Source organism: Azospirillum sp. A29 (genome assembly GCF_042604625.1).
Lineage (GTDB): Bacteria > Pseudomonadota > Alphaproteobacteria > Azospirillales > Azospirillaceae > Azospirillum > Azospirillum palustre.
This window is the reverse complement of the sequence record NZ_CP170466.1, coordinates 2,427,713-2,451,144: the sequence shown is the minus strand read 5'-3', so window position 1 is coordinate 2,451,144 and position 23,432 is coordinate 2,427,713. Positions and strand designations below refer to the sequence as shown.

Below are 23,432 nucleotides of genomic sequence, written 5' to 3'. Positions count from 1 at the left end.
CATGGAGGCCGGGCTGGATTGGGCCGCCGTCCTGATCGCCGCGCTGGTCTACCTCTCCGCCCTGTTCGCCATCGCCCATTGGGCCGACCGGCGGGAAGCGGCGGGGCGCAGCGTCATCGCCTCCCCCACCGTCTTCGCCCTGTCGCTGGGCGTCTATTGCACCACCTGGACCTTCTATGGGTCGGTCGGGCGGGCGGCGACTTTGGGCATCGGCTTCCTGCCGGTCTATCTCGGCCCAACCCTGCTGATGCTGCTGGCGCCGCTGCTGTTGCGCAAGATCCTGCGCATCGCCAAGGCGCAGCGCATCACCTCCATCGCCGACTTCCTCGCCAGCCGCTACGGCCACAGCCCCTTGCTGGGCGGTCTGGTGGCGCTGACGGCCACGCTGGGCGTAACCCCCTACATCGCTTTGCAGCTCAAGGCGGTGGCCGTCAGCTTCGACGCGCTGACCGGCGGCGGACTGGGCACACCGACCGGGCCATTCCTCGACCAGGGCTTTCTGATCGCGGCAGTGATGGCGCTGTTCGCCATCGTCTTCGGCGCCCGCCAGATCGACGCGGCGGAGCATCATCCGGGCATGGTCGCCGCCATCGCGCTGGAATCGCTGGTGAAGCTGGTCGCCTTCCTGGCGGTCGGCATCTTCGTGGTCTGGGGCCTGCACGGCGGGCTCGACAGCCTGTTCGCCGCGGCGGCCGCCCGCCCGGACCTCACCCGCCTGATGGGCAGCGAGGCGGCGCTCGGCAATCCCACGTCCGGCGGCGGTCCATGGGGCGCCTGGGTCGCCACCACCATCCTGTCAGCCGCGGCGATGCTGTGCCTGCCGCGGCAGTTCCAGGTGATGGTCATCGAATCGACGGACGAGCGCCATCTCGACAGGGCGATCTGGCTGTTCCCGCTCTATCTCCTGCTGATCAACCTGTTCGTCCTGCCGGTGACGCTGTCGGGACTGCTGACCTTCGGCGGCGGGCTGGACCCCGACCTGTTCATGGTCGCCCTGCCCCTGAACGGCGGGGCGGGATGGCTGGCCCTGCTGGCCTTCCTGGGTGGGCTGTCGGCAGCGGCGGGGATGATCGTGGTCGAGACGGTGGCGCTGTCCACCATGCTGTGCAACGACCTGGTGATGCCGATCCTGCTGCGCACCCGGCCGCGGGCGCTGGCGCGCTCGGCCGATCTGGCGCCGCTCCTGCTGGCGGTGCGGCGCATCGCCATCGTGGCGATCCTGCTGTTCGGCTACGGCTATTTCCGGCTGGCCGGTTCGGCCTACGCGCTGGTGTCGATCGGGCTGATCTCCTTCGCCGCGGTGGCGCAGTTCGCCCCGGCGCTGATCGGCGGCCTTTACTGGCGGGGAGCGACCCGGCGCGGTGCCATCGGCGGCGTGACGGCGGGCGCGTTGGTCTGGGCCTATACCCTGCTGCTGCCCAGCTTCGCGCGTTCGGGCTGGCTGCCGTCCAGCTTCATCACCGAGGGGCCATGGGGAATCGCCGTACTGCGGCCCTACGCGCTGTTCGGGCTGGAAGGTTGGGACTCGCTGGCCCATTCGCTGTTCTGGACCGCACTCGCCAACATCGGCGCCTATGTCGGCCTGTCGCTGTTCGACTGGCAGGGTGCGGCGGAACGGGTGCAGGCTACCGCGTTCGTCGATGCCTTCCACTCCGTGTCGGACGGCGTGACGCCGACGCCAACCGTACAGTCCGACTGGCGCAGCGCCGCCAGCGTCGGCGACCTGACCCGCGTGGTCGCCCGCTTCCTCGGCCCACAGCGTGCCGGGCGTGCCTTCGACGGCGCCGATCCGGACGAGCCGGCCGGACCGGAGCGGCTGCGGCTGGCCGAACGGCTGCTGGCCGGCGCGATCGGCGGAGCGTCCGCCCGCGTCGCGCTGGCCTCCTCCGTCTCGGCGGGCGCTGTGGAGGAGGCGGAGCTTCTGCGGATGCTGGACGAGACCAGCGACGTCATCGCCCACAGCCGCGAACTGGAACGCAAGACGGCGGAGCTGGAACGCGCCACCGACGCGCTGCGCGCCGCCAACGAGCGGCTGACCGAGTTGGACCGGCTGAAGGACGACTTCCTGTCCACCGTCACCCACGAGCTGCGCACGCCGCTGACCTCGATCCGGGCGCTGAGCGAAATCCTGCATGACGACCCCGAACTGGACTCCGGGCAGCGGCAGGAGTTCCTGGCCGTCATCATCAAGGAGAGCGAGCGGCTGACCCGACTGATCAACCAGGTGCTGGACATGGCGAAGATCGAGGCCGGCGCGCTGGACTGGCGGATCGAGACCATCGATGCCGGACAGGCCCTGACGGAGGCGGTTGCCGCGACGGAGGCGCTGTTCCGCGAGCGCGGCATCGCCCTGTCGGTCGACATGCCGGAACGGCCGCCGCCGGTGCGCGGCGATGTGGACCGGGTGATCCAGGTCGTCGTCAACCTGCTGTCCAACGCCGCTAAATTCACCCCGCCCGGCGGACGGACCCGGCTGGTCGCCCGGCTGGAGGACGGAGCCCTGCGGGTGGCTGTGATCGACAGCGGCCCCGGCGTGCCGCCGAAGGACCGCGACCTGGTGTTCGACCGTTTCCGCCAGTCCGGCGACGCGTTGACCGGCAAGCCCGCCGGCACCGGGCTGGGACTGGCCATCGCCAAGCGGATCGTCGAGCATCTGGGCGGCCGGATCGGGGTGGAGGATGCGCCGGCCGGACCGGTCGCCGAGTCGGGCAAGGGGGCGTCGTTCTGGTTCACCCTGCCGCTGGCGGATCAAGCCTTCAGCCCGGGTGCCGGAGAGCCGCCGGTCATGGATCGAAAGATTGATTAGACTCTAATCGTTTACAATCGTCTGGCCGTGCTGCAATCCCGTGCTATCCTTTCCGGCATGTACGTTCCATATGGATCAGGGAATTTCCGCTTGCGGTCCGGCCCAGCCATGCGCCCATGGCGGCATACAACCGATGGGGTGCTATACGCCACGGCCCTTCCCGTTCGGGCAATGCGCGCTTATGGTGAGGCCCACGGATCGGCGTATGACGCGGCTCCGACGGAACGGCCCGCCTGTCCGGCGGGTTGGCGGTAGGAAGGCGGGATGGGCAAGATACTGGTTGTCGACGACGAGCGGGACGTCCAAGCGCTGATCTTGCAGCGCTTCCGCCGCGCCGTCCGTACCGGCGAACTGGAATTCCTGTTCGCCCATGACGGGCAGGAGGCGCTGGCGACCCTGCGCGCCCGGCCCGACATCGACATGGTGCTGAGCGACATCAACATGCCCGGCATGGACGGGCTGACCCTGCTGGATCATCTGCCGCAGGTGAATTCCGACATCCGCGCCGTCATGGTGTCGGCCTATGGCGATCTGGGCAACGTGCGCGCGGCGATGAACCGCGGTGCCTTCGACTTCATCATCAAGCCCATCGACTTTGCCGACCTGGAAGCCACCATCCACAAGACGCTGGAAGCCTGCCAGTCCGTGCGCCGCCTGCGCGACGCGCTTCAGGAAACCCGCACGGCGGAGGCGGCGTCGCGCGCCCAGGCCGCCCGCATGCGCCGGGTCCTGGACGGCAGCCCGATCGGTGTCGCAATCATCACCGAAGCAGGCGATCTGGTCTATTGCAACCAGCGCTGCACCGACCTGTTCGGCGTCCCCGCCGACACGCTCCAGCACCATTGCGCCCCCACCCTGTTCCGCCATGTCCAGGAACGGCTGCCGAATCGGGCAGCGGGGATCGACGCCTTATCGGTCTCGGACGAGATCCATTATGTGCGCGAGGACGGGCGCACGGTGTGGATGGCGATGTCCGTCGACCGCACCAGCTACGAGAACCAGCCGGTCTTCATCGTCTGGCTCTACGACATCACCGAGCGCAAGGTTCAGGCTGAAGCGCTGCGCCGGGCCAAGGATTCGGCAGAACAGGCGCTGGCCGACCTGGAGCGCATGCAGTCCGACCTGATCCGGGCGGAGAAGATGGCGGTGATCGCCCAGCTGATCGCCGCCGTCGCGCACGAGATCAACACCCCCGTCGGCATCGCCCTGACCGCCGCCACCCATTTGCAGACGGCGTCGGAGGGGATCATCATGACCTTCAACGGCGGCCAGCTGCGCAAGAGCGACTTCCAGGACTATGTCGGCACCGCCAGCGAGGTCTCCACCCTGCTGGTCGCCAACATCGAACGCGCCGCCGCCCTGATCCAGAGCCTGAAGCTGGTGACGGAGGGCAAGGCCAGTTCACCGCGCAGCCGTGTCGGCCTGCGCGACTACCTGTCGGACATCGTGCTGGCGGTGCAGGTGCAGCCAGCCGCCGCCGGGCATGAGCTGGTGCTGGAATGCCCGGACGGGCTGGCGCTCGACACCTATCCCGGTGCGCTGACCGAGGTGCTGCTGGCCCTGCTGACCAATACCTTCGCCCACGCCTTCGAGGCGGTGCCCGCCCACGTCGGCTTCGGTGCGAGCGAGAGCGAGCAGCCGGAGGACAGCATCCGCCGCCCGGGGAAGGTCACGGTTTCGGTCCGGATGATGGGCGACGAGCGGGTGGAGCTGCGCGTGTCCGACAATGGGCGGGGCATCCCCGCCGACATCCAGCCGCGGCTGTTCCAGCCCTTCACCACCACCCGCCGCGGTGCCGGCAGCATGGGGTTGGGGCTGTATGCCGTGTTCAATCTCGTGACCGGCAAGCTTGGCGGCGAGATCGACATCGACAGCGAGGTCGGCCGCGGGACCTGCGTGATCCTCCGGCTGCCACTGGACGCCCCCTGACCCTTTCGGATCAGTGACCGAGCCCTGCGGACGACATCTTCGGGACCCATTTATGGACGACAAAGCCGACCTGCTGCGAGCCCTGCCCCCGCTGTCGTCCTACTCCCCGGAGGAGTCGGTTGCGGCCTCGCTGGACCGGGCGCAGAACTACCATGACCAGCTGGTCGCGGCGATGCCCGGCCTGATCGTCCACCGCGACGGCATGATCCTTCATTGCAGCGGCACGCTTGCCCGCCTGCTGGGCTACGACTCGGTCGGGGAGGTGATGGCCCTGCCCGACATCATGGCGCTGATTCCGGAAGACGCCCGGATGGCGGAGCGCAACGCCTATGCCCGCTGCCAGCAGGGCCCGATCCAGCCGCTGGCCCGCCGCATCAAGCGCCATCGGGCCGACACCAGCATCCAGTGGTTCGACCAGCTGCTCGAACCGGTGGACTGGGGCGGCGCGCCCGCGGTGATGGAGATGCTGACCCAGATGCGTCCCCAGGCGGCCAACGCCGAGATCCCGCATCAGGGGCAACTGTTGCAGGCGGCCATCGACGCCATGCCCAACGGCGTGCTGATGCTGGATCGCGGCCTGCGGCTGGAGGGCGCAAACAGCGAATATTTCCGTCTGTGGGACTATCCCCCCGGCATGTTTCCCCCCGGCACCCCGGTGGCCGAAACCCTCTATTACAACCACCGGCGCGGCGATTACGGCGACGTCCCCTGCGAGGAGACCGTGGCGGAGCTATGCACCCGCTTCCTGGTCAAGGGCGTCATCAATTCCGAACGCCAGGTTCCCTCGAACGGCCGCATCCTGGACATCCGCACGGCTCCCCGGGCGGACGGCGGCTATGTCATCACCCACCACGACATCACCGACCGCAAGCGCATCGAGGATGAGCTTCGCAAGGCCAAGGAGCGGGCCGAGGCGATCCTGAAGGAGCTGCGCGAGACCCAGCAGCAGCTGATCGTCCAGGAGAAGATGGCCTCGCTTGGCCAGCTGACCGCCGGCATCGCCCATGAGCTGAAGAACCCGCTGAACTTCGTCAACAACTTCGCCGAACTGTCGGGTGAATTGCTGGACGAGCTGCTGGAACTGCTGGAGCCGCTGAACGACCATCTGGAGGGAGCGACCCGCACCGACGTGGACGATCTGGTCGACAGCCTGCAAAGCAACCTGCGCAAGATCGCCGACCATGGCCGGCGGGCCGACAACATCGTCAAGAGCATGCTGGCCCATTCGCGTGGCGGCGGCGGCGAATGGCAAAGCACCGATCTGAATGCTCTGGTGGAGGAGGCGCTGGCCTTGTCCTACCACGCCGTGCGTGCCCAGGACCGCAGCTTCAACGCGACCCTGGACCGCCGATTCGACGCGGCGGTGGGCGAGGTGAAGCTGGTTCCACAGGACATCTCGCGTGTGCTGGTTAATTTGTTCACGAACAGCTTTTACGCCGTCCGCAAAAAACAGCTGACCTGCGGCAATTCCGCTTACGAACCGGCACTGACAATCACAACCGAAACGAGAGGTTCGGACGTTTCCATAAGAATTCGCGACAATGGCATCGGCATGACTACCGCAGTGATCGAAAAGCTTTTCACTCCGTTTTTCACCACGAAGCCTACCGGTGAAGGAACCGGCTTAGGACTTTCACTCAGCTATGACATCGTGGTACATCAACACAGGGGCCGTTTCGACGTATCCAGCATCGAAAACGAGCATGCCGAGTTTACGATCACGCTGCCACGAACCGTGACGGCCATGTCGCTAGGGGAGCGCCGAAAGACATGACCCTGGGAATCCTCGTCGTCGATGACGAACCGGATATCGAGGATCTGTTTCGCCAGCGTTTTCGCGCAGAGTTGCGCCGTGGTGAACTGGCGCTTCATTTCGCCGCATCTGGCGAGGAGGCGCTTAAAAGCTTGAACACAGGCCTGCAACCGGAAGCTGTTCTTGTCCTCAGCGATATCAATATGCCGGGGATGAGCGGACTCGACTTCCTGCGGTGTCTTCGTGCGGAAGCGCCGCATGTGCCGGTGATCATGGTCACCGCCTATGGCGACACCGAAAACCGCCGCCGCGCCCTGGACATCGGTGCCACCGAACTGGTGACCAAGCCCGTCGATTTCGTTGCCCTGAAGAAGCTGGTCCAGAGCGTCATCGTCCAGAAGACGGCGGCTTAACGCCCTGCCCCGCTCCCGGTCGACTCCAGGGCTGACCCTGGGGCCGACCCCAGGGCCAACAAAGGGCCGGTCCGATTGCGGAACAGGCCACACGCCGCCGCTCTCCATCACCCCGCGCACACCGCCGCGATGTCGCTCAATTCCGGATGCGCCCCGGCCGAACAGGACGGGCAATCGGGATCGACCGGAACCGCGATTTCGTTGAACTCACCGCGCAGACCGTCATAGAGCAGCAGCCGGCCGGCCAGCGGTTCGCCGAGGCCGAGCAGCAGCTTGATCGTCTCGGCCGCCATGATGGTGCCGATCACGCCGGGCAGCACGCCCAGAACGCCGGCTTCGGCGCAGGATGGTGCATATTCGGCCGGCGGCGGTTCCGGGAACAGGCAGCGGTAACAGGGCCGCACGCCCGGTGCCGCTCCGCCGAACACCGACACCTGCCCTTCGAAGCGGAAGATGGCGCCATAGACGTTCGGCACGCCCAGCCGCAGGCAGGCATCGTTGACCAGATAACGCGTCGGCAGATTGTCCGACCCGTCGACCACCACATCGTGCCCGGCCAGCAAATCCAGCACATTGGCCGCCTCCAGCCGCGTGTCGTGCGACACCACCTCGATGGTCGGGTTGAGGTCGAGCAGGGCGGTGCGGCCGCTCTCCACCTTGCGCTGGCCCAGCCGGCTTTCGGCATGCAGGATCTGGCGCTGAAGATTGCTGCGCTCGACCCGGTCATCGTCGATCAGGGTCAGGCGCCCGACCCCGGCGGCGGCGAGATACAGCGCGATGGGCGAGCCCAGCCCGCCGGCGCCGATCAGGGCGACACGGCTGCGCAGCAGCCTGTGCTGTCCGGCCTCCCCCACCTCCGGCATGGTCAGGTGGCGGCGGTAGCGCTCGCGCTGGGCGGCGTCGAGCTGCGGCGGCACCTCAACCGGCAGGCCGTCGGCCTTCCAGGCGGAAAAGCCGCCGGCGACCGACCGCACGTCCCGATAGCCCAGCCGCAGCAAATCCTCTGCCGCGAACAGCGACCGGGTGCCGCCGGCACACATCAGCAGCAGGGGACGCGCCGGATCGGGCGCCTTCTCCTCGATCCGCAACTCCAGGAAGCCGCGCGGCAGGCGCAGCGCCCCGGCCGGGCTGCCGGTCGCCGTCTCCTCGTCCTCACGGACATCGACCAGCAGGGCACCGTCCCGTTGCAGAGCCAGCGCGTCGGCGGCGGCGACTTCCGCGATGCGGGCGCGCAGTTCGGCGAGGCGCCGGTCCTTCAAGCTCATGACGCGAGGCTCCTCAACCGCCGGCCAGGGCGACCATCAGGGTCAGGGTGGCGCCGGCCGGCAAGGCCGCTTCCAGCCCGCCCAGCCGACGGACATCGTCGCGGCCGAGATAGACATTCACGAAACGGCGCAGGTCGCCCTCGGCGGTGAACAGCCGGTCGCGGAAGGCATCCTGCCCGGCGGTCAAAGCCGCCAGCGCCTCGCGCACCGTGGCGCCCGGCACCGTCACCTGATCGCGCCCGCCGACGAAGCCGCGCAACGGGGTCGGCACGCGGATGGTCACCTCAGCGTTCGTCACGTCTGCATCTCCTCTTCCGGCATCGCTTCTCCAGCGGGCTCCTGCGGCGCCGCCTGAGCCAACGCCGCTTCCGCCTCCACCGCCAGCTGGCGGAACAGGTCGCGCACCTGCTTGGCCCGCATCAGGTCGATGCGCAGGTCCAGCAGGTCCTTGAAGCCATATTCATACGACCAGACGTCGGCCGGCGCATCAACCCGGCAGGCAGTGCTGGCGACATGCTCGGCCAGCAGTTGCTCCACCGTTTCCTTGGGCTGGCGGCTGGCGTCGCCGAAATGCAGCTCCATCACCCGCTCGACCAGCGCCGCCTCTTCGGCGGTGGATTCGTAGAGTCCGCGCAGGCGCAGCTCGTTCAGCACCGGCTTCGTCGTCCGCGCCAGGAAACGGCGCGGGACCAGCCAGAGCCGCATCGCCCGTTCGATGGCCAGCTCGGTCATCAGCTCGCTGAACTCGTCATCGGTCAGGTCGTTGCGGCGGCACCAGTCGGCCAGCGCCTCCGCCCCCACTAGTCGGCGCATGGCGCAGAAACGCCGGGTTTCCGTCCGCACCGCCGTCTCGTCCACCGTGACGCCCATCACCTCCGCGAACTGGCGGATCAGCAGGCGGCCGAGTGCGGCATTGTTGATTTCCGCGAAGTCCGGACGATGCAGGGCGGCGTGGGAGGCGATCTCCGACAGCGGGACGGTGTTGCCGCCATGGCAGACGCGGCGGTCGCGCTCGTACAGGACATCGAAATAATGGGACGCGTTGAAGTCGAACGGCGCCGGCCGCGGCGGCATGATGAGGCTGCCGAGATGGCTCAGCAGAACCTCCGCATCGCGGCGCTTCTGGTCGATCCCGCCGCTTTCCAGGAAGCGCTGCAGCCGGTCCGTTTCCTCCCCGCTCAGCCCGGCTTCGGCGAAGATGCGGTCGCGGGTGCGTTCGGTGAAGTACAGCCCCTTGGCGGCGGCAATCACCCGGTCGTGCAGGGTCCGGTCCGCCACCCCGGCGGCCAGCGCCGCCGCCATGCCGGCGCGCAGGTTCACCAGCGGCTCCGACAGCGGGAGCCAGCCGTCTTCCGGACCGGCATGGGCCAGTGCCACTTCGTCGTCGCCGGTCAGCCGGCCATCGACATAGCCGCGCGCGACCTCGCCGACCGGCACCATGCCGAAGGGATGGCATTCGGCCGCCCGCAAGGCGCCCATGCTGGACGCGCCATAGACCGCCACGCCCTTGTGCAAGGCATAGAGGATCTCCTTGTGCCAGACCGACAGAGACTGGCCGAACACCCCATCGATCAGGGCGATCACGTCCGGCCGGTGGATGGTCATCGCGCTGATGATGTCGGCCTGCGCCGCCGGCGGCAGGAACACCGCATCCGGCAGGATCGCGCGGGCATCCTCCACCGGCATGGTGGGGCCCAGGAACACACAGATCTTCATGCGACCGATCCCATTTGCGCCCCCATTTGCGCCTGAGACGCATGCGCCTTCAGAGCGTCGGCGAAAGCCAGCGGCCGGGCGCCCGGAGTGTAGAAGTCGAACTGGTAGCCTTCCAGCCCCGGCACCAGAATCCGCACCACCGGAATGCCGATCTCCGGCAGGGTCAGGTCGAAGACGAGCGCCTGCTCGATCCCGGCGCGGTGCAGCACGGTCAGCAGGACGGTGATGTCGCCTTCGAAAGTCGGGGTGGCGTGGTTCCGGTGGCGGCGCCCGTCGGTGTTGATCGGTGTCGCCTCCAGCGCCGCGATTTCGGCATTGCCATCGGCATTCTGGTTACGGACCAGATCGCGGCGGAAGAAGTCGTCGCGCGAACCGGCGATCAGGACCAGCCGTGACTGCACTGCCTCGGTCAGGGCGCGGCACATGGCGACCGCCGGCTCCAGATGGCTGCCATAGCCGCGGTTCATGCCGGTCTTGCGCATCTCTCGGTCATAGACGATTGCCATATAGCTCGGCACGCCCAGGTCCGTCGTGACGTCGAACAGCAGCGGACGGATGCCGGCCTGCTCGAACCGGTGCAGCAGGTCGCGCACGGTCGGCGCGTCGATGCTGTCCAGATCGACCCGCGGCGTCGGCCAGTTCAGCCGGTCGCCGGCATAGCGCCAGCAGGCCACGGAGTCGCGCTCGATCACCTCGTAGAGACCGGAGGCGACCGCCTCGAGGATGTGGTTGCCGCTGGCCAGCCCGTTGGTGCCCATGGCGTAGAAGCTGCGCGCACCCGGCTTGGTCCCCGGCGGCATGCTGTGCAGCCCGACCGAGGTCCAGGGAGCGGCGACCGGACGGCCGCTCATCAGGTCCCAGCCCCAGGTCCAGATCTCCGGCCGGTCGGGACGGAAGGAGCCGTGCTTGGTTCCCGGCAAGCGGTCCAGCGGGATGCGTCCGTCGGCCGGCAGGTCGTTCCACGCCGCCTCGACATGCGGCAGGCGCAGATGCTCGGCATGGTGGAACTCGATCGCCTCCATCGCGGCGGAGACCGTCGCGGCGGCGAGGCTGAAGCCCTTGCCGGCGCTGCCCGACAGGGTCGGACTGTTTGGCCGGTGCCCGATGACGGTGTGGATGCCCAGACGGTCCAGCCCGGTCACGTCGGCCAGCCGCGTGATGCCGCAGCGGGCGAAATGGGGCGAGATGCGGGCCAGCGTCTCTTCCGGCGTCGACGTGCGGTGGGTGCCGATGAAGAAGCGCTTGGTGGCGCGGTGGACGGTGTCGCCCAGGCGGATGCCGGGGAACTCCGGATAGACGGTGTCGGGCGATGCGCTGTCAGCCATGGGATGGATCAGGACTCGCGGTTCCGGCCGGTTCGGAGGGAGATGGATCGTCGCCCCGCAGGACGCGGGACGCATAAGGACAAAGAGGGGCCGGCCGTCTCCCGTGAGGATAGGCCGGCCCCGATGCGATTACGCCTCGGTCTTGGGATCGTCGCCAGCCGCTGCCGGGCCCTGCGATGCGGAGGCCGACGCCCCAGGAGTGGCCGCAGCGGACGTCGCCGAAGCGGACTGCGCCGAAGCGGAGGTTGCCGACGCGGAGGTTGCCGATGCAGACATAGCCGATGCGGAATGAGCGGAAGCAGGAGCGGCGACTGCCGAGAAGGCCGGGGCCGGGACAGCCGATGCGGACTGCGCCGCAGCCGAGAACGCCGACGCCGGAGCGGCGACCGCCGAGAAGGCCGGGGCCGGAACAGCCGACGCGGACTGCGCCGCAGCCGAGAACGCCGACGCCGGAGCAGCAACCGCAGAGAAGGCCGGGGCCGGGACAGCCGACGCGGACTGCGCCGCAGCCGAGAACGCCGACGCCGGAGCAGCAACCGCAGAGAAGGCCGGGGCCGGGACAGCCGACGCGGACTGCGCCGCAGCCGAGAACGCCGACGCCGGAGCGGCGACCGCAGAGAAGGCCGGAGCCGGAACAGCCGACGCGGACTGCGCCGCAGCCGAGAACGCCGACGCCGGAGCAGCAACCGCAGAGAAGGCCGGGGCCGGGACAGCCGACGCGGACTGCGCCGCAGCCGAGAACGCCGACGCCGGAGCGGCGACCGCAGAGAAGGCCGGAGCCGGAACAGCCGACGCGGACTGCGCCGCAGCCGAGAACGCCGACGCCGGGGCGGCGACCGCAGAGAAGGCCGGAGCCGGAACAGCCGACGCGGACTGCGCCGCAGCCGAGAACGCCGACGCCGGAGCGGCGACCGCCGAGAAGGCCGGGGCAGGAACAGCCGACGCCGACTGCGCCGCAGCGGAGGTCGCCGACGCCGAAGCGGCCGAAGCGGAGGCGGATGCCGACTGCGCGGAGGCGGAGAAGGCGGGGCCCGGAGATGCCGACGCGGAAGTGGCGGAAGCTGACGTGGCCGAGGCCGAAGAGGCAGAGGTCGCAGACGCCGAAGTGGCAGAAGCGGAGGTGGCGGAAGCGGAGGTGGCGGAAGCCGACGTCGCCGAAGCCGAGGCGGCGGTCGCAATCGACTCGACCGCCACGGCGCTGTCCAGACCGCTCTCTTTGCCCGTCAGGGAGTTGAAGGCGTCGGCAGCGGCGCTGTGGACATGGTCGGGAAGGACACCGCCGAACCCGCTCTGTGCCAGCAGGGCTTGCTTGCCCTGAATATCGAGGGCGTTCAGCTGATTACGGAATTCGCCATCGGTGGCGAGGCGCTTAATGAGGGCGAGTGCCTGTTCCTTGGCCATTTACGGGCCCCTCCTGCAATCGGTCAGCCAATAGGATTGCTGCGAATGGAATGCAACGGCTAAACCAATAGCATAGGCAATCCGCAAAAATTCTAGTGAAAATGCACAAGAATTGGCGATTGCCTCGGAAATTTTAAGTCCGGCACCGCCGCTCCCGACACCGGCAAGGTGGGGCGCACGGCTTTAGAGCAATACGCCTTCCGCAATACGCCGCCTTCCGCGCCATTCCTCGCGCGTCTGGTGCCAGACATCCGCCTCCGGCGGGTTGACCGGCTCAGGCAGCAAGGTCGACCCACGCACCTCCGCCCCCAGCTTGCGCGCCACCGTCTGCGAGGCAGTGTTGCGGGGATGGATGGTGTGGATGACTTCGGTCCAGCCGAGATGGTCGAACACCCAATCGATGGCTGCGGCAGCGCTCTCGACCGCATAGCCCCGCCCCCAGCAATCCGGCATGATCGCCCAGCCGATTTCCGGCCCCGGCCAGCCATCCGGCACCCACGGCCCGACCCGCCCGACCCAGCGGCCGGTCTCCTTCTCGATGACGGAGAACATGGCGAAGCCCTGGATCGACCAGGCGCCCGCCATCGACAGGAAACCGCGCCAGGCGACCGGACGCGACTGCACGCCACCGATGAACTCGGTTCCCTCCGGATTGGCCATCATCGCCGCCCAGCCATCGAAATCGTCCGCCTGGGTCGGCCGCAGGATCAGGCGAGCGGTTTCCAGCATCGGTTCATCCCTGGGGACCATCATCGCGCCGCCTCGATCATCAGCAAAAAGCGCAGCCATGCCGCGAGAACCCTCCTACACACCGCCCGAGGGAAAGATCGGGGCGAAAGCTTCACAACCGAAGCGTATTTATCGAAACCCGTTCGGCAACGGATGCAAGAAACATCATTCACAAGCATCGAACCGGCGTCCAGAGCGAACTGTCGGCACCACTACTGCACAGCATGACCTTGACCGAACACATTAGGCTTTCTGGGCTAGAGCGACGCCGTGAATCGGATCCCATATAATAGGGCGATGCCCGGCCGTTCCATGCGGTCCGGGCGGACAAAAAGAACAGACACTAGTACGGAGCACAACGATGTCGCGGTTTCGGATGGCGATTCTGGCCCTGGCGGCGGTAAGCGGCGCGACCCTGGCCCTCTCCGGTTTCAGCGGCGGCGCTGCAGCCCAGTCCAAGCTGGATTCCTCGGGCAAGCCCGTTTGGGACGATAGCCACAACCAGCGTCCGACCGCGGCCAGCGACCGCGCGCTGCCGGCCGGCGTGGTGACCCTGCGCACGGCGACCTCCGCCCCCGGCCTGCTCGGCGTCTATGCCGTCAACGGCCTGCCCTTCGACATCGTGGTGAGCCGGGTCGACGCCACCCAGTGCATCAACATCGTGCCGGAGGATTGCGGACTGCTCGGCACCGACATCCGCGTCGCCACCGGGACGGAGGTTCTGGTGCGCAGCGTGCGGCAGGCCGACATGACCCGTACCTATGGCGTCGTTCCGGTCTACAACTGGCACCCGGCCGTCGCCGCCAAGTAAGCCTGTCGCTATCGCAGGACCGCCGCATGCTCTCGCGGCGGTCCCGCCACCTTCCACTCCCCCGTCTATTTCCTTGACTTCCCGTCACCTGCGGGCTGAATGCGCGGGAGATCAGACGGGTTGCCAGCGATGATGTCCTTGTCCAAGATTATTCTTCTTGCGCTGGTGATCGGCGCGGTCTGGTTCGGCTGGCGCTGGGTCAACCGCGTGCAGGAGATCGGCCGCGCCCGCAGCGCCGCCCGTCGCCAGGATGCCCCCCCTCAGCACGGACGGCGCGACGGCGGAGCCGGCGGCGCGTCCGCGCGCAGCGCCGGCGCGCCTGCCCCGGCCATGGAGGCGGAAGATATGGAGAAATGCCCGGAATGCGGCGCCTATGTCGCCCCGCGCTCCGCGGTGTCCTGCGGCCGCCCGGCCTGTCCCTACGGCCGCTGACACGGTCGCCAACGGCGGGAACGCCCTCCGCCATCCCCAGACACGACGCCGTGGCGGCGCGATCTGCCGCGCTGCGGCTTGATTTGACGGTGGCGCCCGCCTATCGTGCGGCGCGTTTTCAACATTTCTATTGTGGACCGTCCATGGCCTCCCAGATCGGGACTTCCGACGGCGGAAATTCCGCCGACCGCCGCGGCCTGTCGTTCCAGGCCCTGATCCTCAAGCTCCACCAGTTCTGGTCGGAGCAGGGTTGCGTCATCCTGCAGCCCTACGACATGGAGGTCGGCGCCGGCACCTTCCACCCCGCGACCACGCTGCGCGCGCTGGGTCCCGATTCCTGGAAGGCGGCCTATGTCCAGCCGTCGCGCCGGCCCAAGGACGGCCGCTATGGCGAGAACCCGAACCGCCTGCAGCACTATTACCAGTACCAGGTCATCATGAAGCCCTCGCCGGCCAACGCGCAGGAGCTTTACCTGGACAGCCTGCGCGCCATCGGCATCGACCCGGCGCTGCACGACATCCGCTTCGTCGAGGACGACTGGGAAAGCCCGACGCTGGGCGCCTGGGGCCTGGGCTGGGAAGTGTGGTGCGACGGCATGGAAGTGACGCAGTACACCTATTTCCAACAGGTCGGCGGCATCGAATGCGACCCCGTCGCCGTCGAGCTGACCTATGGGCTGGAGCGCCTCGCCATGTATGTGCAGGGCGTGGAGAATGTCTACGACCTGGACTTCAACGGCCAGGGCGTGAAGTACGGCGACGTGTTCAAGCGCGCCGAGATCGAATACTCGAAGCATAATTTCGAGTTCGCCAACACCGACATGCTGCTCCAGCATTTCAAGGACGCCGAGGCCGAGTGTCAGGCGCTGGTGGCGCAGAACCTTGCGCTGCCCGCCTATGACCAGTGCATCAAGGCGTCGCATCTGTTCAACCTGCTGGACGCCCGCGGCGTGATCAGCGTTGTCGAGCGCGCAGCCTATATCGGCCGCGTGCGCACGCTGGCCAAGGCCTGCTGCGAAGCCTGGACGGGGGCGAAGTAAAAATATGTCTCAGATCCTGAATAACGAACTTCTCATCGAGGTATTTTCGGAAGAAATTCCGGCGCGCATGCAAGCAAAAGCTGCGCTAGATTTTCGCCGTTTGATCGTTGAGAAGCTCGCGGCGGCTGGTTTGGGCTTCCAAACTGCCGTAGAGCAGTCCACTCCTCGCCGGATTGCGCTGGTGGTGAATGGACTTCCGGACCGCACCGAAGACGTAAAAGAAGAGAAAAAAGGTCCACGCGTCGGCTCACCCGAACAGGCGGTCGTCGGCTTCCTGAAATCGGCCGGCCTCGACAGCCTCGACCAGTGCGAGCAGCGCGACACTGGCAAGGGGGTCTTCTATTTCGCGGTGACCGAGAAGAAGGGCCGCGAGACCGCCGCGGTGCTGGCGGAGGTCATCCCCGCCGCCATGGCCGAGCTGCCCTGGCCGAAGTCGATGCGCTGGGGCACCGGCACTGCGCGTTGGGTCCGCCCGCTGCACTCGATCATCGCCCTGTTCGGCGGGCGCGTGCTCGACGGCGGCTATGACATCGGCGGCACCCAGGGCCGCATTGCCTTCGGCAACACCACCCGCGGGCACCGCTTCCTGGCACCTGACGCCTTCACGGTGGAGAGTTTCGCCGATTACCGGGAGAAACTGCACGCCGCCAAGGTCGTGCTCGACCGCGAGGAGCGCAAGGCCAAGATCAATGCCGATGCCGAGGCGCTGGCCAAGGCCCAGGGCCTGACCCTGTCGCCCGACGACGTCCTGCTGGAGGAGGTCGCCGGCCTCGTCGAGTGGCCGGTCGTGCTGATGGGGTCCATCGACGAGAGCTTCATGGACGTGCCGTCGGAGGTCCTCATCACCTCGATGCGCACCCACCAGAAGTATTTCGCCGTGCTGGATGCCGACGGCCGGATGGCCCCGCGCTTCGTCGTCGTGGCGAACACCGAGACGCTGGACGGCGGCAAGGCCGTTGTCGCCGGCAACGAGCGCGTTCTGCGCGCCCGCCTGTCCGACGCCAAGTTCTTTTGGGACCAGGACCGCAAGACCAAGCTGGAAGCCCGCGTCCCGGCGCTGGAGAAGATCATCTTCCATGCCAAGCTGGGCACGGTGGCCGAAAAGGTCACCCGCGTGCAGTTGCTGGCCGCCGAGATCGCCCGCGCCATCGGCGCCGACAGCGACGCCGCCAGCCGCGCCGCCCTGCTGTGCAAGGCCGATCTGGTGACCGAGGTGGTCGGCGAGTTCCCCGAGGTCCAGGGGATCATGGGCCGCTACTACGCGCTGGGCCAGGGCGAGAGTGCCAATGTCGCCAACGCCATCGCCGACCATTACAAGCCGCTGGGTCCGTCGGACAGTTGCCCGACCGCCCCGGTTTCGGTTTCGGTGGCGCTGGCCGACAAGATCGACACGCTGGTCGGCTTCTTCGCCATCGACGAGAAGCCGACGGGCTCGAAGGACCCCTACGCGCTGCGCCGTGCCGCACTGGGCGTGATCCGTCTGGTGCTGGAGAACGGGCTGCGGGTGAAGTTGGGCGAAATCTTCGCGGCGGCGCATGGCGCCTACAAGGTTAGCGGCTTCGCCCCGGCCGGCAGCGTCGGCGGCGACCTGATGTCCTTCTTCGCCGACCGCCTGAAGGTGGTGCTGCGCGAGCAGGGCGTCCGCCACGATCTGGTGGATGCGGTGTTCGTGCTCGGCGGCGAGGACGATCTGGTCCGGTTGCTGGCCCGCGTGAAGGCTTTGCAAGCCTTCGTCGGTTCCGACGAGGGTGCCAACCTGTTGGCGGCCTACAAGCGCGCGTCCAACATCGTCCGCATCGAAGAGAAGAAGGACGGTGCGAGTTTCGACCAGCCGGTCGATGCCGACCGCCTTTCCCAGGACGAGGAAAAGGCGCTGTTCGCGGCGCTGAACGAGGCCTCGGCCACTGCGAAGCCGCAGTTGGATGCCGAGGACTTCACCGGCACCATGGCGGCGCTGGCGAAGCTGCGCGGCCCGGTGGACGCCTTCTTCGAAAAGGTCACGGTGAACGCGGAGGACAAGGACCTGCGCGCCAACCGCCTGCGCCTGCTGACGCAGATCCGCACGACGCTGAACGCGGTGGCCGACTTCTCGAAGATCGAGGGATGATGAAATCGGGGGGCGTTCGCGCCCCCCTTTTTTACAGCCCCGCCAAGGCCCGCCGGATCGCCTCGCGGAAGGCGTCGAGCGATGCGATGTCCAGCAGGAACAGCGCATGGCCGCTGGCATCACCGGCGGCGAGCGCCATGTCGATGCGCACGAACAGCACCGGATCGGTGCCGGACCCGATCACCGCCGCCGGCGCGCCGGCGCCATAGCCCGGAACCGCACCCGACAGCTCGCCGCCGATCAGGTTGGACAGGCTGGCGAGGCAGCCATTCAGGATGATGTTGCCGATCTCGGTCAGCGCGTCCTGCTCCATCTCTCCCGGCGCCTCGGCGGCGGGGTCGACGGGGACGAGGCGACCGACCAGGGCCAGCGTGCCGCGTTCGGGGAAGATCAGCAGCGCTTCGCCGGTGAAGGGACCGGTGAAGGCTCCGCGCACGGCACAGACCGGCTGGTCGCCATCCAGTTCGTCGCCGACCTCGCTGGTGATGCGGGCACGGGTCGAGACTGAGAAGGACGGCACCGACAGATGCACCTCCTCCCCCAGCATGGAGCTGAGGGCGGCGGCTGGCTCGCCCATGCCGATGTTGAACAGTTCGGCAATGGCATCGGCCTCATCGGCGTCGAGACGGAGCGGGTCGTCCGCCGATGGAACCGATCCGGGCTGTCCCATCGCCGTCACTGCCCAGCCGCGGCGAGGAAGTCGCGGATCTTGTCCGAGGTGATCGGCTTGGCGATGAAGCGGACGCCCAGCGCCTCGGCCTTGCGCTTCAGCGTGTCCTGGACGTTGGCGGTCAGCAGCCCGATCGGCAGGCCGACGAAACGCTCCTTCAGCCGTTCGGCGAGAACGAGCCCGTCCATGCCCGGCATGTTGTAATCGACGATGGCGGCGACCGGCGGCACCTCGCCGACGATCTCCAGCCCCTCCTCGCCGCTCGCCGCGGTGACGATGGTCCAGTCGGGCCGCAAGGAGGCGATAACGCTGGAAACCATGTTGCGCGCAAGTCGGCTGTCGTCGACGACGAGGATGCTGGTCATGCCGATACTTCCGTCCTAAAGAGTCCGTTCACACCTTACCGGGTTATTACCGCAAAGCGTTCCTGTCCACAACAGACGCCTCGTATCAGGCCCGACAACTTCAACCGACACAGCCCTGCAATATATCAATGCTCAGTTCCGACAAAGCCGCCTCCGACATGGTTGGCTCCCCTATCCGCCCCCCCGTCCGGGCCGTGCTCGACACCAACATCCTGGTGGCCTACGCGCTGCTGGGACGTGCCGCTGCCCGGCGCCACGATGCGATCCGCCGGTGCGTGGAGCGGGTGCGTGCCGACCGCGGCCTCGTCGGCAGCAGCGAAACGCTGGCCGAGCTGCGGGAGGTGCTGATGCGCCCCACCTTCGACCGCTACGCCGCCGCGACCGAACGCCGCGCCTTCCTGGAGGGCGTCGGTGAAGAGATGACTCTGGTCGCACCGGCCGCGGTCGGTCGGCTGTGCCGCGATCCGGAGGACGACATGTTCCTGGCCGCCGCCGTCGGCGGCTCGGTTCCCTGGCTGGTGACGGTCGACCGTCAGCTCCTGTCGGTGCGCCAGGCCGGCGCCACACGCGTGCTGCGGCCCGAGCGATTCCTGGAAGCGGTGACTGTCCAGGATGCCCCTCAGGCATAGCCCGACAGAATCCACTCGACAAACCGACCGCGATTTCTAGAATGAAAAGAGAACACATCGCAAACTGCGAGTGAACGGGATTGGCCGCCGCAGCGCTGGCGGCATCGATGGAGCGCAGGGGGCATCTGCAGCGATGAGCGTCCAACGGCTATTGTTCGACGACCTGCCGGAAAGCGAGCCGGTCCGCAAGCCGCGCCGGGCGCGGGCTTCCGCGACGGGTACCGCCCCCTCGACCATGGCCGCCCAGGTCGCCGTGGACGTGGTGCGGGAAGCCGCACCGCTGCCCCGGGCGGCAGCGATGGCGGCGAGCGTCGCGACCCTGCCGCTCGCCCCCCCGGCCCCGCCGCCTCCCCCGCCGGCGTTCGACCCGGCAGCACTGTCCAACGCGGAATTGCGGGCACTGGTGCAGGCGCTGCCCGACCAGCGGCTGGCCCATCTGCTGATCGAAGCGGCGCGCGAACTGAAGCGCCGCGCCGCCCCCGACTCCGGTGATACCGACGGCGAGGACGGAGAAGGCGCGACTGAGCCGAACCCCGCCCTGCTGCGTGCCGCGCGGCAGGCGGTGGGAGAGCTCTCGGGCGAGGATTTCTGATACGCCAGTCTCACTGCCCCAGTCTCACTGCTGGGTGCGTCCCTTCGTCAATAAAGTTTCCGAGACAAACCACACAGCTTTATGTCATGATCCCTTCCAGCCCACGCTTTATATGCCGCATCGCACAATAAAGCGGTATCAAAGCGCCGCCGGGCACGCCGAACCCACATGCGACGTCTCCCGGAGGGAGCTTTGGACTGGATTTCGTGGTTGCAGGAATGGGGGAACGCCTTTTACCCGATGGCCTTTGTCTGGGCCTTTTTTGAAGGTGAAACATTTGTAATCTTCGGCGGGATGGGCGCCAAGCTCGGTATCGTCAATCTTTACTGGCTGGTCGGGTCGGTGTGGGTCGGCAGTTTCCTGGGCGATCAGGTCTGGTTCTGGTTGGGCCGCCGCTGGGGCAAGAAGGCGCTGGCCCGTTTCCCTTCCGCCGATGCCCACGCCTGCCGGGTGCTGGGTTGGCTGGAGAAATACGGCGTCGCCTTCATCCTGGTCTTCCGCTTCCTCTACGGCGTCCGGAACATCGCGTCGGTCGCCATCGGCACCTCGGGGATGCGCTGGTCGCGCTTCCTGTTCTGGAACTTCATTGCCGCCGGCATCTGGGCCTGGAGCTTCGCCGGCGCCGGTTACCTGTTCGGTGAGGCCGCCGCCGCCATCGGCGAGGATGGACCGAAGATCCTGCTGCTGACCGGCCTTGCCATCGGCGGTCTGTGGCTCGCGATCAAGAGCATCCGCTGGGTCCGCCGCCGCGCGCTCGCCGCAACCAACGCGGCCGAGTGACGCGACACCTGAGCAGGTTGTGCTGAACAGGGCCGGGGCGGGTGGTCGTTGACCGCCCGCCCCGGCGTTCTTGCGTCAAGCCTCAGGCATCCAGCGTTTCCTGATCCTTCAGCCGCTCCCAGATCTCGCCGAACTCGACATGGCGGGCGGCGAACAACGCCAGCAGGCGCGGGTCGAAATGGACCTTCGGGTCCAGCCGGTCGTCACCGTTCAGCAGGATGTCCACCGTCTTCTCATGGCTGAATGACGGCTTGTAGGGCCGGGCGCTGCGCAGCGCGTCATAACAGTCGGCAATGGCGACGATGCGGGCGGCGAGGGGAATTTCCTCGCCCTTCAGGCCGAACGGATAGCCGGTGCCGGCCCATTGTTCGTGATGGTACAGCGCGATCTCGGCGGCCATCTTCAGCCGGTCCGATGCGACCAGGATGTCGTGACCATAGACCGGATGGCGCCGCATTTCCGCAAGCTCGCGCTCGTCGAGCCGGCCCCGCTTGTGCAGAACCGCCTGATCGACGCTCATCTTGCCGACATCGTGCAGCGCGGCGGAAAAGTGGATCTCCCGGCAAAAGGCGCGGCTGCAACCGGCCCAGGTCGCCAGAATATAGGAATATTCGTTGACCCTCAGGATGTGGTTGCCGGTGTCCTCGTCATGCACCTCGGCAGCGCGGGCCAGCAGATTGACCGACACCATGAAGGCCCGCTCCGTCTCCGCCTGGAGTTCGGCGACACGGCGGCGCTCCTTGGTCAGGGCGCGGTTGCGTTCGGTCAGCCGCTCCAGCGTCGCAGCGCGTTCCAGCGCCCGGCCGACGATGTGATTGACCGGAGCGATCATCTGCTCATGGTCGGGCAGAAAGGCCGGCGGCCCCTCCAGCGGGCGGCGGTTGATCAACTGCACCACGCCGATGGGCCGGTCACGGAACCCTTTCAACGCGAAGGCCATGATGGACCGGGTGCGGAAGCCGGTGCGCTGGTCAAAGGCGGAATTGAAGCTGTAGGGCCGGTCCGCCGGAATGGCGTAGGCATCCTCCAGCAGCAGCGTCTCGCCGGTCGCGGCGACATAGCCGACGATGGAGGCTTGGCTGACCGGCACCGAAAACAGGGTCGGCCTGGCGCGGATCACGTCGTTCTGCGCGCTGACCGCATCGAGATGACGGTGCCGCCCCTGCCCGCGCAGCATGAAGACCGTGCCGGCCTCGGCACCCGTCAGTTCGCGGCACTTGCGCAGCACCCGATCGCTGAGCGATCGCAGCGACTGGTTCGGAGCACTTTCGATAAATTCAAGGAATTGACCGACCAGACCCACAGCGCTCCCCCACCCTGGCGCACGACAATGGCGCTGCGAACAGAGTACCCCATTTGTCGCACCCGGCAGAAGGGGCTTGCAGTTCCGAAAGTCACGTGCTGATCACAGGTCACAGCCAGCCCGTCACAGCCCCATCCAGCCACCAGCCCACAGCCAGATCCCCGCCACCGCCATCGACAGCAGCGCCATCGGCACACCGCAGCGTGCATGCTCGACGAAGCCCAGCTTGACACCGGCAGCGGCAGCCCGCTCCGCCACGATGATGTTGGCGAGACTGCCCGGCAGCAGCAGGTTGCCGGCCAGGGTCGACAGCAGCGCCAGCCCGTAGAGCGCCCCTTCCGGCGGCGACGGCCAGGCGGCCAGCAGCAGGATCACCGCCGGAACGTTGCCGATGGTGTTGCTGCCTGCCAGCGACAGCGGCAGCATCACCGCCAGCCGGTCGGGAAGCCATCCTGCCACGCTCAGGTCGTTGACCAGCGCCGTCGGGATGCCGGTCAGCCCCAGCGCATGGTTGATCGCGAAGAGCGCGCCGAACAGCACCAGAAGATGCCAGTCGACCATGCCCAGCATGTCGCGGCTGGCCATGCGGCGGCTCACCATCATGATGCCGGCGATCAGCAGCACCGCATGTTCCTGCGGGATGTCGCGTGTGAACAGGATCAGCAGAACGAGCGTCGCCGCCACCGCCTTGCCCAACTGCCAGCGGTCGAGCTTCGGCGCCGCCTGCACGACGTCCACGTGCCCCTCCTGCGGCATGCCGAAACGGCCGCGCCAGACCAGCCAGACGGTCGCATAGGCGATGGCCATGGCCGCCAGCGCCGGGCCGCCGCAGATTGCCAGGAAGCGCCAGAAATCGAGATGCCCGACCTGCCCGATCAGGATGTTCTGCGGGTTGCCGATCATCGTCGCCGCCGACCCTGCATTGGCGGCGCCTGCCAGCCCGATCAGATAGGGCCGCGGGTCCAGCTTGCGCGCCTGCAAGCCCAGACACAGCATCGGCGTCATCGCGAAGACGACCACGTCGTTCGCCAGCACCGCCGACAGCCCGCCGGCGACCAGCACGATCACCGCCAGGAGCCGCGCCGGCGACTTCGCCGCCTGCGCCACCTTCAGCGCGCACCAGTCGTAGAAGCCGCTGCCGGCATATTGCGCCGACAGGATCATCAGACCCAGCAGGATGAAGATCGTCGGGAAGTCGATGGCCGACACGGCGGAGGCCGTATCCAGCGCCCCGGTCGCCAGCAGCAGGATCGCTGCGACCAGCGCGATGCCGGTGCGGTCGATGCGCAGGCCGGGAAAGCCGCCCAGCGCCATGCCCAGATAGGTGGCGGCGAACAGAATCAGGATGGTTGCGGTCATAATGCCC

Annotated in this window: 21 protein-coding genes; 11 read left to right on the top strand and 10 right to left on the bottom strand. The window is 67.6% G+C overall.

The window, feature by feature from the left end:
* Nucleotide 1: 1 nt before the first annotated feature.
* From ABNQ38_RS26605 to ABNQ38_RS26590, 4 genes are all read left to right on the top strand, one after another.
* Nucleotides 2-2,806, top strand: coding sequence for an ATP-binding protein (locus tag ABNQ38_RS26605; RefSeq protein WP_377808846.1), 2,805 nt, complete (start codon nucleotides 2-4; stop codon nucleotides 2,804-2,806).
* Between the two features lie 264 nt (nucleotides 2,807-3,070).
* Nucleotides 3,071-4,735, top strand: a complete 1,665-nt coding sequence (locus tag ABNQ38_RS26600) for a response regulator (protein WP_377808845.1) — start codon at nucleotides 3,071-3,073, stop codon at nucleotides 4,733-4,735.
* A 52-nt stretch (nucleotides 4,736-4,787) separates the two neighbouring features.
* Nucleotides 4,788-6,509: a PAS-domain containing protein gene (locus ABNQ38_RS26595; RefSeq protein ID WP_377808844.1), complete on the top strand. Its 1,722-nt coding sequence runs from the start codon at nucleotides 4,788-4,790 to the stop codon at nucleotides 6,507-6,509.
* Nucleotides 6,506-6,901: a response regulator gene (locus ABNQ38_RS26590; protein WP_377808843.1), complete on the top strand. Its 396-nt coding sequence runs from the start codon at nucleotides 6,506-6,508 to the stop codon at nucleotides 6,899-6,901. Before ABNQ38_RS26595 ends, ABNQ38_RS26590 begins: the two co-directional genes overlap by 4 nt.
* Before the next feature lie 107 nt (nucleotides 6,902-7,008).
* On the opposite strand, the gene moeB is transcribed toward ABNQ38_RS26590, so the two are convergent.
* The 6 genes from moeB to ABNQ38_RS26560 form a co-directional block, all read right to left on the bottom strand.
* On the bottom strand, nucleotides 7,009-8,166 hold the full coding sequence (moeB, locus tag ABNQ38_RS26585; protein ID WP_377808842.1) for a molybdopterin-synthase adenylyltransferase MoeB: 1,158 nt from the start codon (nucleotides 8,164-8,166) through the stop codon (nucleotides 7,009-7,011).
* A 13-nt stretch (nucleotides 8,167-8,179) separates the two neighbouring features.
* Nucleotides 8,180-8,464 (bottom strand): MoaD/ThiS family protein, encoded by a 285-nt coding sequence (locus ABNQ38_RS26580; protein WP_161958122.1) that lies wholly within the window; start codon nucleotides 8,462-8,464, stop codon nucleotides 8,180-8,182.
* Nucleotides 8,461-9,882, bottom strand: coding sequence for a TfuA-like protein (locus tag ABNQ38_RS26575; protein ID WP_377808841.1), 1,422 nt, complete (start codon nucleotides 9,880-9,882; stop codon nucleotides 8,461-8,463). The genes ABNQ38_RS26580 and ABNQ38_RS26575 overlap by 4 nt, the downstream gene beginning before the upstream one ends.
* A complete protein-coding gene (locus ABNQ38_RS26570) occupies nucleotides 9,879-11,207 on the bottom strand; it encodes a YcaO-like family protein (protein ID WP_377808840.1) in 1,329 nt (442 codons plus the stop codon). The genes ABNQ38_RS26575 and ABNQ38_RS26570 overlap by 4 nt, the downstream gene beginning before the upstream one ends.
* Nucleotides 11,208-11,336: 129 nt before the next feature.
* Complete coding sequence (locus tag ABNQ38_RS26565; RefSeq protein WP_377808839.1) at nucleotides 11,337-12,608, bottom strand: hypothetical protein; 1,272 nt, start codon at nucleotides 12,606-12,608, stop codon at nucleotides 11,337-11,339.
* A gap of 183 nt (nucleotides 12,609-12,791) precedes the next feature.
* Entirely contained in the window at nucleotides 12,792-13,337 is a 546-nt protein-coding gene (locus tag ABNQ38_RS26560; RefSeq protein WP_377808838.1) for a GNAT family N-acetyltransferase, read from the bottom strand.
* Nucleotides 13,338-13,698: 361 nt separating this feature from the next.
* Between ABNQ38_RS26560 and ABNQ38_RS26555 the strand changes: the two genes are divergently transcribed.
* From ABNQ38_RS26555 to glyS, 4 genes are all read left to right on the top strand, one after another.
* Nucleotides 13,699-14,148, top strand: a complete 450-nt coding sequence (locus ABNQ38_RS26555; RefSeq protein WP_377808837.1) for a hypothetical protein — start codon at nucleotides 13,699-13,701, stop codon at nucleotides 14,146-14,148.
* A 132-nt stretch (nucleotides 14,149-14,280) separates the two neighbouring features.
* Nucleotides 14,281-14,580 carry a hypothetical protein gene (locus ABNQ38_RS26550; RefSeq protein ID WP_377810123.1) on the top strand — a complete coding sequence of 100 codons (300 nt, stop codon included), beginning with the start codon at nucleotides 14,281-14,283 and terminating at the stop codon, nucleotides 14,578-14,580.
* A 143-nt stretch (nucleotides 14,581-14,723) separates the two neighbouring features.
* Nucleotides 14,724-15,620: a glycine--tRNA ligase subunit alpha gene (locus ABNQ38_RS26545; protein WP_109051634.1), complete on the top strand. Its 897-nt coding sequence runs from the start codon at nucleotides 14,724-14,726 to the stop codon at nucleotides 15,618-15,620.
* Between the two features lie 4 nt (nucleotides 15,621-15,624).
* Nucleotides 15,625-17,727: a glycine--tRNA ligase subunit beta gene (gene glyS / locus ABNQ38_RS26540; protein ID WP_377808835.1), complete on the top strand. Its 2,103-nt coding sequence runs from the start codon at nucleotides 15,625-15,627 to the stop codon at nucleotides 17,725-17,727.
* Between the two features lie 31 nt (nucleotides 17,728-17,758).
* On the opposite strand, the gene ABNQ38_RS26535 is transcribed toward glyS, so the two are convergent.
* Both ABNQ38_RS26535 and ABNQ38_RS26530 read right to left on the bottom strand, forming a co-directional pair.
* The gene (locus ABNQ38_RS26535) at nucleotides 17,759-18,397 is read right to left on the bottom strand and encodes a chemotaxis protein (protein WP_377808834.1); all 639 of its coding nucleotides are present in this window, start codon (nucleotides 18,395-18,397) and stop codon (nucleotides 17,759-17,761) included.
* A 5-nt stretch (nucleotides 18,398-18,402) separates the two neighbouring features.
* On the bottom strand, nucleotides 18,403-18,762 hold the full coding sequence (locus tag ABNQ38_RS26530; RefSeq protein ID WP_109051631.1) for a response regulator: 360 nt from the start codon (nucleotides 18,760-18,762) through the stop codon (nucleotides 18,403-18,405).
* 158 nt (nucleotides 18,763-18,920) lie between these two features.
* Here ABNQ38_RS26530 and ABNQ38_RS26525 point away from each other — a divergent pair, with 158 nt between their 5' ends.
* The 3 genes from ABNQ38_RS26525 to ABNQ38_RS26515 all read left to right on the top strand — a co-directional run bounded on the left by ABNQ38_RS26525 (nucleotide 18,921) and on the right by ABNQ38_RS26515 (nucleotide 20,763).
* Nucleotides 18,921-19,391: a putative toxin-antitoxin system toxin component, PIN family gene (locus ABNQ38_RS26525; protein WP_377808833.1), complete on the top strand. Its 471-nt coding sequence runs from the start codon at nucleotides 18,921-18,923 to the stop codon at nucleotides 19,389-19,391.
* 133 nt (nucleotides 19,392-19,524) lie between these two features.
* A complete protein-coding gene (locus tag ABNQ38_RS26520; protein ID WP_377808831.1) occupies nucleotides 19,525-19,983 on the top strand; it encodes a hypothetical protein in 459 nt (152 codons plus the stop codon).
* 168 nt (nucleotides 19,984-20,151) lie between these two features.
* The gene (locus ABNQ38_RS26515; protein ID WP_377808830.1) at nucleotides 20,152-20,763 is read left to right on the top strand and encodes a DedA family protein; all 612 of its coding nucleotides are present in this window, start codon (nucleotides 20,152-20,154) and stop codon (nucleotides 20,761-20,763) included.
* 82 nt (nucleotides 20,764-20,845) lie between these two features.
* Here ABNQ38_RS26515 and ABNQ38_RS26510 read toward each other — a convergent pair whose 3' ends face one another.
* Both ABNQ38_RS26510 and ABNQ38_RS26505 read right to left on the bottom strand, forming a co-directional pair.
* The gene (locus ABNQ38_RS26510) at nucleotides 20,846-22,066 is read right to left on the bottom strand and encodes an HD-GYP domain-containing protein (protein ID WP_377808828.1); all 1,221 of its coding nucleotides are present in this window, start codon (nucleotides 22,064-22,066) and stop codon (nucleotides 20,846-20,848) included.
* A 123-nt stretch (nucleotides 22,067-22,189) separates the two neighbouring features.
* The gene (locus ABNQ38_RS26505; RefSeq protein ID WP_377808827.1) at nucleotides 22,190-23,425 is read right to left on the bottom strand and encodes an SLC13 family permease; all 1,236 of its coding nucleotides are present in this window, start codon (nucleotides 23,423-23,425) and stop codon (nucleotides 22,190-22,192) included.
* Between the last annotated feature and the right edge of the window lie 7 nt (nucleotides 23,426-23,432).

Bases quoted from the DNA above. Each gene is read 5' to 3' on its own strand.
- ABNQ38_RS26605 (WP_377808846.1), top strand. From the start codon at position 2: ATGGAGGCCGGGCTGGATTGGGCCGCCGTCCTGATCGCCGCGCTGGTC.
- ABNQ38_RS26600 (WP_377808845.1), top strand. From the start codon at position 3,071: ATGGGCAAGATACTGGTTGTCGACGACGAGCGGGACGTCCAAGCGCTG.
- ABNQ38_RS26595 (WP_377808844.1), top strand. From the start codon at position 4,788: ATGGACGACAAAGCCGACCTGCTGCGAGCCCTGCCCCCGCTGTCGTCC.
- ABNQ38_RS26590 (WP_377808843.1), top strand. From the start codon at position 6,506: ATGACCCTGGGAATCCTCGTCGTCGATGACGAACCGGATATCGAGGAT.
- moeB (WP_377808842.1), bottom strand. From the start codon at position 8,166: ATGAGCTTGAAGGACCGGCGCCTCGCCGAACTGCGCGCCCGCATCGCG.
- ABNQ38_RS26575 (WP_377808841.1), bottom strand. From the start codon at position 9,882: ATGAAGATCTGTGTGTTCCTGGGCCCCACCATGCCGGTGGAGGATGCC.
- ABNQ38_RS26570 (WP_377808840.1), bottom strand. From the start codon at position 11,207: ATGGCTGACAGCGCATCGCCCGACACCGTCTATCCGGAGTTCCCCGGC.
- ABNQ38_RS26565 (WP_377808839.1), bottom strand. From the start codon at position 12,608: ATGGCCAAGGAACAGGCACTCGCCCTCATTAAGCGCCTCGCCACCGAT.
- ABNQ38_RS26560 (WP_377808838.1), bottom strand. From the start codon at position 13,337: ATGCTGGAAACCGCTCGCCTGATCCTGCGGCCGACCCAGGCGGACGAT.
- ABNQ38_RS26555 (WP_377808837.1), top strand. From the start codon at position 13,699: ATGTCGCGGTTTCGGATGGCGATTCTGGCCCTGGCGGCGGTAAGCGGC.
- ABNQ38_RS26550 (WP_377810123.1), top strand. From the start codon at position 14,281: ATGTCCTTGTCCAAGATTATTCTTCTTGCGCTGGTGATCGGCGCGGTC.
- ABNQ38_RS26545 (WP_109051634.1), top strand. From the start codon at position 14,724: ATGGCCTCCCAGATCGGGACTTCCGACGGCGGAAATTCCGCCGACCGC.
- glyS (WP_377808835.1), top strand. From the start codon at position 15,625: ATGTCTCAGATCCTGAATAACGAACTTCTCATCGAGGTATTTTCGGAA.
- ABNQ38_RS26535 (WP_377808834.1), bottom strand. From the start codon at position 18,397: ATGGGACAGCCCGGATCGGTTCCATCGGCGGACGACCCGCTCCGTCTC.
- ABNQ38_RS26530 (WP_109051631.1), bottom strand. From the start codon at position 18,762: ATGACCAGCATCCTCGTCGTCGACGACAGCCGACTTGCGCGCAACATG.
- ABNQ38_RS26525 (WP_377808833.1), top strand. From the start codon at position 18,921: ATGGTTGGCTCCCCTATCCGCCCCCCCGTCCGGGCCGTGCTCGACACC.
- ABNQ38_RS26520 (WP_377808831.1), top strand. From the start codon at position 19,525: ATGAGCGTCCAACGGCTATTGTTCGACGACCTGCCGGAAAGCGAGCCG.
- ABNQ38_RS26515 (WP_377808830.1), top strand. From the start codon at position 20,152: ATGCGACGTCTCCCGGAGGGAGCTTTGGACTGGATTTCGTGGTTGCAG.
- ABNQ38_RS26505 (WP_377808827.1), bottom strand. From the start codon at position 23,425: ATGACCGCAACCATCCTGATTCTGTTCGCCGCCACCTATCTGGGCATG.